Below are 14668 nucleotides of genomic sequence, written 5' to 3'. Positions count from 1 at the left end.
GGACTACAATGCCGGCAACGGCGCTTACCAAGGTGTCGGCCAAAGCACGCTGCAGGACACGCAGGGCAACAAATACTACGTCGTATTCTCGGGTGGCGCACCTACGGCCACCATCACCGGCTTGGCGGCCAACACGACCTACTACGCCTACGTGTTCGACTACAACAGCACGAACCTGAACTCGACCACCTTCATCAACAACGCCGAGAACTACAAAGGCCCGGCGCAGTCCACCATTTTCGGAGCTGCCCTAGTTGGCTCCACCCCGCTGCCCGTTGAGCTGAGCGCCTTCACGGCCAAAGCCGAAGGCACGACGGCCGTGCAGCTGGCCTGGACCACCGCCCAGGAACTGCACAACGACCACTTCGACGTGGAGCGCAGCCTGGACGGAACAACCTTCACGACCTTGGGCACCGTGACCGGAGCGGGCTCCAGCAGCACCGCGCACACCTACGGCTTTCGCGATGCCAGGCTGCCTTTTGTCGCTAACCTTCTGTATTACCGCCTGCGCCAGGTAGACACCAACGGCCAGGCCTCTTACTCGCCCGTGCGCTCGGTGCTGCTGGGCCAGGCGGACGTCGCCCCACAGCTGCAGGCCTACCCCAATCCCGCCCACGGCAACGTGTCGGTTCGCATTCTGGGGACAGTACCCACGGCTCCTATGCAGCTTTTTGATGCGACGGGCCGCCTGGTGCGCACCCAGCCGCTTGCCGATGCCGATACTTCAATATCATTACAAGGCCTGCCCGCCGGCCTTTACATCTTACACTGTGGTGCTTTGAGCCAGCGCCTGGTGGTTAACTAAGAAGGTGGTGCATGTCCACATTCCGCTTGAAAGGGGCTGGCCAGTGGCCAGCCCTTTTTTGGTTATTTCGGCCACTGGCTGCACCGTTGAAATGACTTTATTGGGACTACACCAATTAGGTGCTGGGAGAGGAGTTGGGTTCGAGAGTTGACGAGCATTTTGCGGTAGACGTGCTTGACGTGCGTTCGGACGGTGAGGGGCAGAATTGCTTGTCGCTCAGGATGTCGCCGATGCCTTATAGGAGAACCTGCAAAAAAACAGGAAGCCGTAACCGGCTAATCCCGGCCCTATGACCGACCGCCTTGAAACCTGCCTTCAGGGCGCAGCTTGGACAACGGGATGGGGGGGAAGTACGAAAGGGGTACCTTTCTCAAAATAAGAATCCTTTTCGAAAATACCCCATGGAGCAGCAGGAAGGAGCTGGTAGGACAGCACCCGCATCTAGGGTAGGCTTTTTGCCGGAAAGTGAGCACGCAAGGACGGAATTTTGTAACAGCCCTGCTATCGGCCCACGGCCGGCCATTCCGTTTTGCCAGTTGCTAATTAGTCCCAACAATGAGTTCCAACAATGCGCCCCGAACAATGACCGTACCGGTACTGGCTGGAGAACGGCGCGGCGTGAGCGTCCGGCCACAGTTTATAGTTTATGCGAGTCAGTAGAGGCGGGGGGGCTTGCGCGCTGCTTCCAAGCCAGTACCGGCCAGTGAAAAATTAGTGATTAACAGCTGAATAGTTGAACGCCTTCGGCTTGGGTAGGCTTTCATTTGTGTTGCGCTTAATGCAAGGAAGCGGTGCCCGCGCCGTTACCTTGCCGAAATGGACCGTTCCCGTTAGGAGTAGTGGCCCCGCACGATGAATTCCTCAACCAACTCCGATGAGCACCCCAAAAGACTTCAGAATATTGAAAACCATGGTGAGCTCTTCCCCGGACATGATTTGTGCGCTGAGCCCCGACGGCCAGTTTCGGCAGGTGAGCGACGCCTGTCACCGGGCCCTGGGATACGACACGAACGAAATGATAGGCAAGCACCTCTCCGAGATTATCCATCCCGATGACGTTGCCACCGCCCTGGAAAAATTCCTGGTCGCCTTTGGTCATGCCGACCCGGTGGGGTTCGAAAGCCGCTGCCTGAGCAAAAACGGCCAAGAAGTCCACATCGCCTGGTCGGCGCTGCGGGCGGCCACCGACGAGCTGCTGATTTGCGTAGGGCGCGACATCACCCAGCAGCGCCAGGCCGCTCAGCAAGCCCGCGAGCAGCAACTGCAGCACCGGGCCATCATCGAAAACGGTTTCGACATGGTGGGGATTGTCGACGAGCAGGGGGTGTACACGTATGTGGGCGGCGCTACCCAGCGCATCCTGGGCTACCGGCCCGAGGAAATGGTGGGCCGTTCAGGGTTCGACTTTTTTCACCCCGACGACCTGGCGATGGGGCTGGCCTGCTTCGCGCTGCTGGCCACTCAGGACGTTGTTGCAATTCCCGACTTCCGCTTCCGTGCCGCCAGTGGCGAGTGGCGGTGGCTGGAAACGTCGGTGAGTGCCCTCGTGCAGGACGGCAACCAAAGCTATATCGTCAACTCGCGCGACATCACGGAGCGCAAGCTCAGCAGCTTGGCGCAGGCCGAAAGCGAGCAGCGCTTTCGGGCCTTGTTTGATAACGATTCGGCCCTGACGGTGTTTCTGACGCCCGACGGCCGGATTCTTGATGCCAACCCCGCCTTGCTCACTTTTCTGAAAAAGGCCAAGAAGGACGTTATTAACCTGCCGCTGGCCGGCTTGCTGCCCGAAGAGGTCCGCCCGCTGTTCGAGCAGGCGCATCTTGAAGCTGCCGGGGGGGCCAAAGTGGCATTCGAAACGCGGGTGCAGATTGAGGGCGAAGCGGAAAAAACGCTGAAGGTGACCAAGACTCCGTTGGTGGTCAACGGCGAGCTTATCAGTGTGCACGGCACCGTGCGCGACATCACCGAAATGGCCACTGCCCAGCGCCTCATCAAGCACCAGGCCGCACAGCTCAACACCTTGTTGGAAAGCATCAACGACGCCTTTATCTCGCTCGATAAAGACTGGAAGCTGACCTATATCAATAGCCAGGCCGAGCAGCTGCTGGGAATAAGCCGAGAGGGGGGGCTCGGTATCAATTTCTGGCGTTTTTTCTCCGAAGAAGCGGGCGGTGTTTATTACCAACACTTCCAACGCGCCATCGACACGGGTGAAACCGTGCGGTTTGAAGCCTATTTTGAGCGAGAGCAGCTGTGGCTGGAACTGAAAGCATATCCCTTTGCCGATGGCTTGTCGGTGCTCTTTACCGACATTACCAAACGAGTGGAAGACGAAAAACAACTCAAGCTACTGGCCCTGGTGGCCCGTGGCACCGATAATGGCGTGGTCATCACCGATGCGCAGGGGCGTACTGAGTGGGTCAACGAGGCATTCATGAAGCACACGGGCTACAGCTGGCAAGAGCTGGTGGGGCGCACGCCCGGCGCGGTGCTGCAGGGGCCCGAAACCGACCCCACCACGGTGAGCTTCATCCGGGAGCGCATGCAGCAGCCCGCGCCATTCTCGGCCACTATTCTTAACTATAAGAAGTCGGGCAAGAAGCTGTGGTTTGCCATGGACATCACGCCCATTCACAACGAAGCGGGGGAAATTACCCAGTACGTGGCCATCCAGCAAAACATCACCTACCGCAAGGAAGTGGAAGCCAGCCAAGCCGCCATGACCCAGGATTTGTACCGCCACAACCGCGACCTGCAGCAGTTCACCTACGTCATTTCGCACAACCTGCGGGCACCCCTGGCCAACGCCCTGGGGCTGGCCAAGGTGCTGCTGAAGGTGGACAAAAACACGGACGTGTTTGCTACGACCCTGACCAACCTGCAACACAGCATGGTGCAGGCCGACGATGTGCTCAAAGACCTGAACCTGGTGCTCTCCATCCGGGACAAGAAGGATATGCTGGCGCTGGAGCCCCTGGTGATGAAGGACGTTTGCCAGCAAGCCGTGCGCGACCTGGAAGATGCCTTGCGCGCGTGCGGCGGCCAGGTAGCGCTGGATATCGAAGAACAGCTCATCACCCGGGGCAACCGGGCCTACCTCTACAGCATTTTCTACAACCTGCTGTCCAACTCCATCAAGTACCGGTCCGAGCAACGCCCCTTGCAGGTCGAGATTGTGTGCAGCACCGGGGCGCACGGCGGGGCCACCATCACCTTCACCGACAACGGCTCCGGGTTCGACATGTTCAAGGCCGGCTCCGACGTTTTTCAACTCTACAAGCGCTTCCACACCAACCAGCAGGGCCGGGGCATCGGCCTGTTCCTCGTCAAAACCCACGTCGAGGCCATGGGCGGCAAGATTGAGGTAACCAGCGAAGTAAACTTCGGGACCCGCTTCACCATTTATCTGGATAAGCGCTAATTCTGCTCATATGCTCACCTACCTCATCGACGACGATGCCGTCAGCCTGTTCGTAGCCGAGCAAACGCTACGCCTGGAAGGCTTCCTGGCCCCGATTATCCCATTTATGGGAGCCGAAGAAGCCCTGGCGTATCTGCTGCCCCGCATAGTTTCTGACCCACCCGAGTTCATCTTCCTCGACCTGAACATGCCCGTGATGGACGGGTGGGGATTTCTGGAAGCGCTGACTCCACACGCCGCCCCCCTGAAAGGCTGGTGCCGGATTTATCTGCTCACCTCCTCGCTGGCCCTGGTCGATACGGAGAAGGCCCGGGGCCACGCGCTGGTGCAGGGCGTCATCCACAAGCCGCTCGACGAGGACGCCATCCGGGCGGCCGTGCAGGAACGAAACAGAGCGGTGCCGGCGGCGGCGCGTAAAATCATCACGCCTATTGGCAGGGGTGGCGCATAGCGTTGGGGTGGGGGAGCTACCGCATTTCGGGTAGAACTTTTGCGGGATAGCGGGGAGGGGAACAAATAATTTTGTCTCCACCTAACTCCGTTCCCTATGAAACCATACTTTACTTTCCCCGCTCATGCCGCTACCCCCCGGCATTACGACGCAGTAAGTGCCAAATTAGCCAAAAAATGGAGGTTTAGCTTGCTAAAAGGGGCCGGACTGGCGGTAGTGCTTTGCTCACTGCTGGTAGCGCGGCCCAGCCAGGCCCAGAGCCCCAAGTGGCAGTGGGCGGCGCAGTCGACGGGCAGCGGCATTGGCCAGCTCAAAAGCCTAGCGGTGGATGCCGAGGGCAATTCGTATCAAGTAGGATTTTTTACGGAAAGCATCCAGTTTGGCAACACCACGCTGGTGAGCCAGGGGCGGAGCGATGTTTTCGTGGCCAAGCTCTCCCCGGCCGGCACCTGGGACTGGGCTGTGGCCGTGGGCGGAACTGGCAGCGACAATGCCGCTGGCGTGGCCATTGATGCCGCCGGCCGCATCTTCATCAGCGGCAGCTTTAGCGACCAGGTGCACCTGGGCACGGTGGCGCTCACCAGCCAGGGCAGTATGGATGTGTTTGTAGCCCAGATTAGCCCGCAGGGCACCTGGCAGTGGGCCACGGCGGTGGGCGGCAGCGGCCTGGACCGCGCCTGCGCCCTGGCCACCAGCGCCACCGGCGAAGTGGTGGTGGGCGGCCAGTTTGCCAAAACGGCTGCATTCGGCTCCCACCGGCTGGTGAGCCACGGCGGAGAAGATGCCTTCGTGGCCGCGCTCACGCCCAACGGCACCTGGCAATGGGCCATTGGGGCCGGGAGCCCCGAAAATGACGAAACCAGCGCCCTGGCAATCAACGCGGCCGGCGATATCTACGCGACTGGCTACTTTAGCAACAGCGCCCGGTTTGGGGCTTCCGTGCTCACCGGTCAGGGCATGGACGATGCCTTCGTGGGCAAGCTCAGCCGCCGCGGGCAGTGGCTGTGGGCCACGGCGGCCACCGGCACCAACACGGCCTACGGCAAAGGCATTGCCGCCGACCCCGCCGGTGGGGTTTTCGTTACGGGCTCGTTCTCGGGCAATGCGCAGTTTGGCGAAACCAAAATCGCCAGCAACTCCAGCGACGACGGCTTTGTGGCCCGCCTCGACGACGCGGGCCAGTGGCAGTGGGTGGCCGTGCTGGCCAGCGACTACCTGGAGAGCATTGCGGGCATCGCCCTGGATAAAATGGGCAAGCTCTACGTGGCCGGCACCTTCAGCCGCACCATTCAGGGTGGGACCTTTGAGCTCACCAGCCGGGGCCAGCAGGACGTGTTTGTGGGTTACCTCGACCGCCAGGGCGCCTGGCTGGGCCTGGCCGCCGGTGGCGGGGCGGCCGCCGACCAGACGCAGGCCCTGGCCCTGGCCCCGGGCGGCGAGGTGTTCGTGGGCGGGGATTTTAGCTCGGCGGCCACGTTTGGCGCTACGCAGCTCCAGTCGGGCACCCCAGCCGCGCAGGTCTGCGTGGGGCGGGCCTCCGTGCCGCAGCCCTAAGCCAATAATACCATTACACAACGGATACTAAGGTTTTGCGGAGGGCATTTGCCATCTGAGGGCCTTGCTATGAGCCAACACATTAGGCTGTTAAAATTTGAATCAACATGAAAAAATTAATAATGTCTGCTCTGGTTTCAATCGGCCTGCTGGCCGGTGCTCAGGACAGCTTTGGGCAAACTGTTGCTTTGGGGGCGGCCGGCTCTTTTGCCTTATTCACGGCCATTGGCAATTTTGGTAGCACGGGCACAACCGCGGTTACGGGGGATATTGGCACCAACGCCGGAACACTGACCGGCTTTCCGCCCGGAGTCCTGACGGGCACCAGCCACGTCGTAGACCTGATTTCTGAGGATGCTGCCAAAGATGTAGACGGCGCTTACGCTTATTTGGCAGACTTTGCTTCCGGGAACGTGCTCACGACCCCCTTAGGCAGCGGCCAGGTGCTTACCGCTGGAACCTACCGCATCGGTGCCGCCACTGCCCTAGCAGGCAATATGAACCTGGACGGAGAGGGTAACCCCAACGCCGTATTTATCATTAAAATTGATGGCCCGCTTTCCGTTGCGGCCGCCTCCAACGTGCGACTCATCAATTCCACGGCGTGGGAAAACGTTTATTGGGTGGTGAACGGGCAAGTTGATATCGGGGCTAATGCGGCCTTCAAAGGCATTATTCTTGGCAATGGCGGCATCAACTTACTGACCAATGCCACGCTCCAGGGCCGGGGCCTCACCCGAGCAGGCGCCATTACGCTAACCAACAACATCGTCACCACTTCTTCGGTGGCCACGCCCCTGCCGGTGCAGCTCACAAGCTTCACGGCCGAGCGCCGGGACGACAATGCCCTCCTGCGCTGGACCACCGCATCGGAACTGAATAACGCCTATTTCGCGGTCCAGAGCAGCACCGATGGCTCCCGGTACAGCACGATTGGGAAAGTACGCGGCCACGGCAGCACCAGCATGGCGCAGGCCTATACCTGGGCCGATGCACGCCTGAACCATTCCCCGGCGGCGGTCATCTACTACCGACTGGCGCAGGTGGATGCGGATAGCTCCCGGCATTATTCGCCGGTGCGCACCCTGGCCACTGCCCCGGTAGCGGGCCTGGGGCTGCGGGTGCAAGCCTATCCATCGCCCTCGCAGTCGCCGTGCAGCCTGCGCATCGACGGTGCACAGGAAGGCCCAGTCACCCTGCGCCTGACGGATGCCTTGGGGCATAAAGTAGCCGAGCATCAGCTCCTGCTGGTAGCCGGCAGCAACTCACTCCCGCTGGCCGAAGCCAATGGCTTGCTTCCGGGCATCTACCTGGTGCAGGTGCAGCAAGGTGCCGTGCGCCGGACCATCCGGCTGGTACGCGAGTAGTTCCGCCCGGTCTGGCCGGGTGTTGCGGCTGCCAAAAGCCGGCCGCAACACCCGGCCAGACCGGGCGTGGCCTTATCCCAGCCGGGTTTTGCGGGTCAGTTAGCTGACAAGCTACTTTGAGCGGGCATTGCCAGCAATATCAAGATTCAGAATTCCCAACCCCATCATTGCTTCTGGTGCCCATGAAAAAAACCGTACTACACGTTGCAGCGCTATTGGTGCTGCTGCTTTTCGGCGCGCTGACCGGTGCAGGCCAAACGGTCTCGGACCCTTCTGGTACCCCAGGGTATGACGCCGCCAAGGTTGCGACCGCGACGGCCGGCCACCGCGGAACCGGCGCAACCAAGGCCACCCCGGCAACCGGCAAGCCCAGGAGCCAGGCAAACCGGACCAGCGCCGGCTGCTTCATTCCTTTTGACGATTCGTACACTACGCTGCCCCGCAACGACGACGGGTCCTTTGGTCCCATTGCGCTGCCCTTCGACTTTCACTTGTACGGCACCGTCTACAACCAGGCGTGGATTAATACGAACGGCAACCTGACGTTTGCGGGGCCTTATAGCCGGTTTTCGTCGTCGGGTTTTCCGTCGGTGGTGCCTATGGTAGCACCTTTTTGGGCCGACGTGGATACGCGCAACCCCGCCAGCGGGCAGATTCACTACAAGCTCAGCGCCACCAACCTGATTGTGACTTGGGACAACGTGGGCTACTACGGCAACATGGCCGACAAGCTGAATACGTTCCAGGCCATCATCGGCTCTGACACCGACGTGTTGCTCGGGCCGGGCCAGAACGTAAGCCTGCGCTACGACGACATGCAGTGGACTACCGGCTCGGCATCGGGTGGGGCCAGCGGATTTTTGGGGGTACCGTCTACGGTAGGGGCCAACAACGGCAACAACGTGGACTATATTCAGGTGGGGCGCTTCAACCTCAACAACTCGGATTACGATGGACCCGGCGGCGCGTACGACGGGGTGAACTACCTCGACGGCCAATGCTTTGGGGTCAACGTGAGCAATGAGGGCAATGTCCCGCCCTCGGCCAACAACCTGCCGCTCAACAACACCGTGAACGTGGCCTGTGGCCAGACCGTGACGCTGGACCCCCAGTTTCTGGGCCCGGAAGTGAACCAGACCGTGACCGTGGCCGTGAACACGGGCGGCCTGTGCAACACCACCGTGACCACTACCAACGGCACCACGGCCAGCGCGCACATTGTGATAACGGGCAGTGCCTGCAACGCGGGCTCTCACCCGCTGGTGCTCACGGCCACCGACAACGGCAGCCCCACCGGCGTGACCACCGTGACGCTGAACGTGGTAGTAGCCAGCTGCTGCAACCTACAACTAACCGCTTCGCCCACCCCCATAGCCTGCCCCGGCGGCAGCGACGGCGCGCTGGACCTGATGGTGAGCAACGGCGTGACCCCGATTACCTACCTCTGGAGCAACGGCGCCACCACCCAGGACCTGGCGGGCGTGCCCGCAGGTACATACTCCGTGACCGCCACCGATGCCAACAATTGCTCGGCCACGGCTACCTACACCCTGAGCCAGCAAGACGATGTGGCCCCGACGGTCCTGACCCGGAACATTACGCTGCCGCTGAACGCCGCCGGCACCGTGACCCTGGCACCCGCCGACGTGGACAACGGCAGCACCGACAACTGCACCTTCGCCCTGGCCCTCGACCGCACGGCTTTCGACTGCGCCAATCTGGGCCCGAACACGGTGACCCTGACGGCGACCGATGCCGCCGGCCATAGCTCCTCCATGCCCGCCACTGTAACCGTGGTGGATACCCAACTACCCACCATCGCCGCCCCGGCGGCTGTAGCCGCCACCACCGACTCAGGCCAGTGCTCGGCATCGGGGGTCGCGTTGGGCAGTGCCGTTGCCGGCGATAATTGCGCCGGTGCCGTGGTCACCAACAACGCCCCGGCCATTTTTCCCAAAGGCCTGACTACCGTAACCTGGACGGCGACCGATGCCTCCGGCAACGTGGCCACTGCTACTCAGACCGTGACGGTGACCGACGCAACGGCTCCCACCGCCGTGGCCCAGAACGTGACCGTGCAGCTCGATGCTACTGGCAACGCCAGCATCACGGCTGCCCAAGTAAATAATGGCTCATCCGATGCCTGCGGCATTGCTTCAGTGGAAGTTTCGCCTAGTGCATTCACTTGCTCGAACATTGGCCCCAATCCCGTGACGCTGACCGTGACTGACATGAATGGCAACGTAAACACGGCCACCGCCACGGCCACCGTGGTAGATGGTGTAGCGCCCACGGTGCGCACGCGCCCTGTTACGGTTTACCTCAATGCCGCTGGCCAGGCCAGCCTGACCGCCGCGCAGGTGAACAATGGTTCCTCGGATGCCTGCGGTGTGGCCTCCGTTTCGGTGGGTACTACCTCTTTTGGCTGCGCCAATCTGGGTGCGAACAACGTGAATGTAACCGTCACCGATACGCACGGGAATGTGGCCAGCAGCTCCGTGGTGGTAACTGTGGCCGACACCATTGCCCCAACCATGACCAAGCTGCCGGCTAGCATCTCCACTATGGCGATAATCAACAATTGCTCGGCCATTGTGCGCTGGACCAATCCGCTGATTGCCGACAACTGTAGCGCCACCCTGACCTCCTCGCATCAGAGCGGTTCAGTCTTCCCGGTGGGCGTGACGACGGTTGTCCTGACGGCTACCGACCTCGCGGGCAACCGCACCATCCGGTCGTTCCGGGTAACGGTGCTGGGCTGGCCGATGCTTGCCAGTGTCAGCAGCCCCACCTTCGGGCAGGGTGGAGATGATGACGACCACGGCAGCTGCGGCAGCCATGACGACTCCTCCACCGGTTACAACGTGAGCTGCTTTGGGGGCCGCACCGGCACTGCCACGGTCAGCGTGAGTGGCGGCTGCCAGCCATACCGCTACCTGTGGAGCAACGGCCAGACGATGGCCACGGTGAAAGCACTGGCCGCTGGCACCTACACCGTTACCATCACCGACGCCAACGGCACCCAGGTGCTTCGCACCATTACGCTCACGCAGGCCCCGGCCATTGTGGCTACGGCCAGCGCCAGCCCGCTCACCACTTTCGGCGGGGCTCAGTCGCGCACCATCTACCGCGGCTATGGCACCCAGAGCCTGACGCTTCAGGCCGCCGCTACCGGGGGCGTGGGCGGGTATTCCTACACCTGGGCCCCGGCCACGGGGCTGAGCCGTACCACGGGCAGCACCGTTACCGCCAGCCCCACCGCAACAACGACTTACACCCTCACCGCCACGGATGCCAATGGCTGCACAGCGGCTACGAGCACCATCACCGTGAACGTGCTGGACGTGCGCTGCGGCAATAAAAACGAAAAGGTTATCGTGTGCCACAACGGCAACGAAATCTGCATCGCCGCCAGTGCCGTGCCCGCCCACCTCAACGGACACCCCGGCGATAAGCTTGGTGCCTGCGTAGGGCCATTGAACCGAAATGCTGGCTCTAATGCCCCTGACGCCCGCCCCGCTGACTTGTTGCAGGCCCCGGTTCTGGAAGCATATCCCAATCCGCTCAGCACCAGCACAACCATTCGTTTCCGCCAGGTGGAGACGGCCCCGACCCAGGTTCGCCTCTACGATGGCCAGGGACGGGTTGTAACCACCCTCTTCGATGGAGTGGCGGAAGCCGACCATGACTATTCACTCCCGCTAAACGCGGAAGGGCTGCCCACTGGCATTTACCTCTGTCGATACGAAAGCGCCGGCCAGACCTTAGTTCAACGGCTAACCATCGTCAAATAAGGCAAGGCAAGACCCGGATTATGACCAGACGCTAATATCCCGGCAGATTACTGGCCAGGTAATCCAGCATCCGTCCAGGTGTTCATTGACAAAGCCTCACCAGATTCTGGTGGGGCTTTGTTGGGATATCAGCACGTTTGGGGGATGCTTAGGCAAGCTATGAGAATCTTACTGACCGCACGAAGGGCATTGACAAATGCGAATGGTTTGCCTGATGTCCGCTGACGTATTTGCCGAAGTTCTTTGCGTCCCCACGCCAAGTATGTTCACCGGATATCGCCCTTTGCCAGCGCGTTCTCGTTGCAGGACTATGCTCATCATATTGGATGGCCGGAGCTAAGTCAACACCATCGCCGTATCATGTTTACTCCTCACGATTTGGTGCGCACCGGTGATACGGTCGTGCACCCCAGTTTCGCCCCCGCACACGCCATCGTGGTAGAGGTCTGGCCCGACGGCTCGGCAGAGCTAGACAACGGGCACTGCCTGCCTGCCCATACCCTGGTGCCCGTGCCCACGGGCGAGCAATGGGTGCCCGTGGCTGGGTTCGATGGCCGCTACCTGGTATCATCCCACGGCAAGGTGGTCAGCACCCGCTACAAACAAGCGGCCCGAACGCGTCTATTGCGCGTGTTGGCACCCCGGCGGTACCCCGCAGTAGCTCTGAGCAACGAATTGGGCATTATGCGGGTGGGCATCAATCGCCTCGTGGCCCAGCACTTTTTGCCGCCTCCGGCCCAGGTGCGTTTCACCTTCGTGCTGCCCCGCGATGGCAACCCCCTGAACCTGCACGCCGAGAACCTACAATGGGTAGACCCGTGCGAGGTGGAGGACGCGGACGTGGCCCCACGTCTGCACCTGCGCGGCGAGCGCCACGGCAACAGCCGGCTCACCACCGTCCAGGTCGTGGAGGTGCGGCTATTGGCGGCCCAGGGAACAACGTGCCAGGCACTCGCCAATCGGTTTGGCGTGAGCCGCCCAGCCATCTCCCAGATAGTCAACTACCATACCCGCCGCCATGCCTAGGGTCCCAGCCCGAAGCCACGGCTCAATTTTAAGTAGGACTTCTTTAGAAGCTGTTTAAGTTCGCTTGGACAATCGTCGGATATTAGCCAGATACAGCCACGCATTGGCATGGGTGGTTTTGCGCTCGTAGTCTTTGGCCAGGCGGCGATTGGCCGCGGCCCAGGCGGATGCTGCACTCGACGACCCAGCGTTGGCGTGGATGAAAAAGCGGCCGTTGTCGGCCACTATGTCGCTGGGCACTTGGGCCGGTACGCCATGCCGGGCCAGGTGCAGGCGGAAGCGGTGGTCGAAGCCGCCATCCACGAACACGGTCTGCAATCGGTCCAGCAACTCATTGCCGGCCGGCAGCACATCCCACAGGCGGGCGGTGGTAGCTCCGGCATGACAGGCCGCCACCACTACCCAACCGACCAGCAGGTGGACGGTCGTGTCCACCAGAAAAAACCGCTTGCGGCCCTTGATGTGCTTGCCCGCGTCGTCGCCCACGCGGGCTGTGCTGGGGGTCGTGTTTTTCACACTTTGGCTGTCGAGGATGGCCACCGTGGGCTGCGCGCTTTTTTTTTCGCGCTCGTGGGCCTCGATAGTTAAGCCGCCGCTGACCCGCGCCCAAGTGCCGTCGGCCGTCCACTTCGTGAAAAGGAGTACACCGTGGGTCAGGGCAGCAAGTCGGCGGGGACATCGCGACAGACGCACCCGTTCTTGAGCACGTAGAAAATGCCGTTGACCACCGCCTGCAACGGCCACTTGCTCGTGCGCCGCACGACCAGCAGCGGTGCCAACCGCTGCCATTGTCGCTCGGTTAATTCCGAACTACATCGATTCGCTTGCATAAAACAAAGCTGAAAAGCCCCGATAACTTAAACTGCTTCGTACTCCTTTGTCTCAACGAAGGGCTGTTAATCAAATCATTTACTGGGGACTAGCCAGCTTAGCAGGTGCTCGGTTGTCTTGCCCTGCTTTTTTGTTGATGTCGGAGCCGTGGCAGCCAAGTGCGCAAGCGCCGAAAAACCATAGCGCAGGCATTACCACATTGATGGTGCAGGGTAAGCCGTCGGCCGCCCGGGGCTGGGTTTACGGTATATTGCTGGGTTGCAAATCCGGTATCAGGCCAGTGTAGAGCGGCAGCTTTGCACCCGCAGCAACCAGCCGCTGCATTGCAGAAACAGGCCGCTGGTGAGCATGCGTTTTTGCATTGGGAGGAGACAGAATAAACCAGAAGGTTATGCTTACCGCGCGGCATCCGCGCAGTCGAAGCATGACCTTCTGGTTTAACTGACCGACTGCTAGCAGCCACTACTGCTTCACCACTTTCGTCGTGATGCGCTGCTGGCCATCCGTGTATTCGGCCAGGTAGATGCCGCTGGCCAGCTGGCCTAAAGCCAAGGCCGTGCGAGCCGTGCCGGGCTGCGCCGCCATCGTAGCCACCTGCTGGCCGGTAATCGAGTACAGCGTCACGCGGCCACCAGCCGGCGCGGCCGGGTGCTGAATCGTCAGGTTATCGGCCACCGGATTGGGGTAGGCCACGAGGTTGGTTTGCGGGCGGGCGGCGGCGGCGGCGGCGGCGGTAGCCGTGCCGGCCTGGCCCTTCAGGGTCACGTCGCGCAGCAGAATGTAGCGGCCGGCGGCCGAGTTGTTGACGGTGAAATACAGACGCACGGTGAGCGTGCCGCCGGCCGGCAGCACCACGCCGGTAGCGTTGTTGAGGGCGAAGCGGAAGGTGCCGTTGTTGCCATTGGCGCTCACAAACTGCGGCACGATGGCCGCCGCCGTGCTGGTAGTGCCGGTGGCCGGAAACGAGCCGTCGGCCGTGGCAGGTAGCACGCCGCCACTGGAGGCGGGCACCACCAGGGTGCCCGAGGTGTAGCCCGCGTAGGCCGGCCCCTTGCCCCCGGTGAAGGTGGACGAGTCGGCCGTGAAGTTGCTGAGCGAGTACATCACCGCCACCCGGCCGCCGGGCGAGCTGGTAGCCGCGGCGGTGAACAGCAGGGAGTCGATGCGCGTAGCGGCCGCGGCCGTCACCGCAAACTGCTCATAATGGCTGCGCCGGGGCGCGGAGCCCGGGCCGGCCGAAGGAGCGGCCGAGGGCCAGCCGCTGCCGTCCGCATTCGGTGCGAACGCCTGGCCGCGCGTGGCCGAATAGGCCGTGGTAGTAGTGCCACTGGCCGGTGTGGAGCCATCCGACACCACGAGGCGCGAGAAGCGCGTTGCCGCCGTGAGGCCCGCCGAGCGCAAGGCCACGCTGTCCTGGCT

General features: G+C 61.7%; 10 protein-coding genes. 7 read left to right on the top strand and 3 right to left on the bottom strand.

The window, feature by feature from the left end; translation table 11 throughout:
* The 7 genes from AAFH49_RS21385 to AAFH49_RS21355 all read left to right on the top strand — a co-directional run.
* Positions 1-805 (top strand): T9SS type A sorting domain-containing protein (locus AAFH49_RS21385; protein ID WP_342301413.1); only part of this gene is annotated, 805 nt, incomplete at its 5' end.
* 874 nt (positions 806-1679) lie between these two features.
* A complete protein-coding gene (locus tag AAFH49_RS21380; RefSeq protein WP_342301412.1) occupies positions 1680-4226 on the top strand; it encodes a PAS domain-containing sensor histidine kinase in 2547 nt (848 codons plus the stop codon).
* A 10-nt stretch (positions 4227-4236) separates the two neighbouring features.
* Positions 4237-4677 (top strand): response regulator, encoded by a 441-nt coding sequence (locus AAFH49_RS21375; RefSeq protein ID WP_342301410.1) that lies wholly within the window; start codon positions 4237-4239, stop codon positions 4675-4677.
* 96 nt (positions 4678-4773) lie between these two features.
* On the top strand, positions 4774-6231 hold the full coding sequence (locus AAFH49_RS21370; protein ID WP_342301408.1) for an NHL repeat-containing protein: 1458 nt from the start codon (positions 4774-4776) through the stop codon (positions 6229-6231).
* Positions 6232-6353: 122 nt separating this feature from the next.
* Positions 6354-7598: an ice-binding family protein gene (locus tag AAFH49_RS21365; RefSeq protein ID WP_342301406.1), complete on the top strand. Its 1245-nt coding sequence runs from the start codon at positions 6354-6356 to the stop codon at positions 7596-7598.
* A 182-nt stretch (positions 7599-7780) separates the two neighbouring features.
* The gene (locus AAFH49_RS21360; RefSeq protein ID WP_342301404.1) at positions 7781-11392 is read left to right on the top strand and encodes a nidogen-like domain-containing protein; all 3612 of its coding nucleotides are present in this window, start codon (positions 7781-7783) and stop codon (positions 11390-11392) included.
* A gap of 360 nt (positions 11393-11752) precedes the next feature.
* A complete protein-coding gene (locus AAFH49_RS21355; protein WP_342301402.1) occupies positions 11753-12418 on the top strand; it encodes an NUMOD4 domain-containing protein in 666 nt (221 codons plus the stop codon).
* A gap of 54 nt (positions 12419-12472) precedes the next feature.
* On the opposite strand, the gene AAFH49_RS21350 is transcribed toward AAFH49_RS21355, so the two are convergent.
* The 3 genes from AAFH49_RS21350 to AAFH49_RS21345 all read right to left on the bottom strand — a co-directional run.
* Entirely contained in the window at positions 12473-13111 is a 639-nt protein-coding gene (locus AAFH49_RS21350; protein WP_342301400.1) for a transposase, read from the bottom strand.
* The gene (locus AAFH49_RS22225) at positions 13072-13248 is read right to left on the bottom strand and encodes a transposase (RefSeq protein ID WP_425293351.1); all 177 of its coding nucleotides are present in this window, start codon (positions 13246-13248) and stop codon (positions 13072-13074) included. The genes AAFH49_RS21350 and AAFH49_RS22225 overlap by 40 nt, the downstream gene beginning before the upstream one ends.
* A 463-nt stretch (positions 13249-13711) precedes the next feature.
* Positions 13712-14668 (bottom strand): T9SS type A sorting domain-containing protein (locus AAFH49_RS21345; protein ID WP_342301398.1); only part of this gene is annotated, 957 nt, incomplete at its 5' end.

This window comes from Hymenobacter segetis, from assembly GCF_038448715.1.
In the GTDB taxonomy this organism is placed as follows: domain Bacteria; phylum Bacteroidota; class Bacteroidia; order Cytophagales; family Hymenobacteraceae; genus Hymenobacter; species Hymenobacter segetis.
The sequence above is the reverse complement of the archived record's forward strand: the minus strand, read 5'-3'. Positions and strand labels throughout refer to the sequence as shown.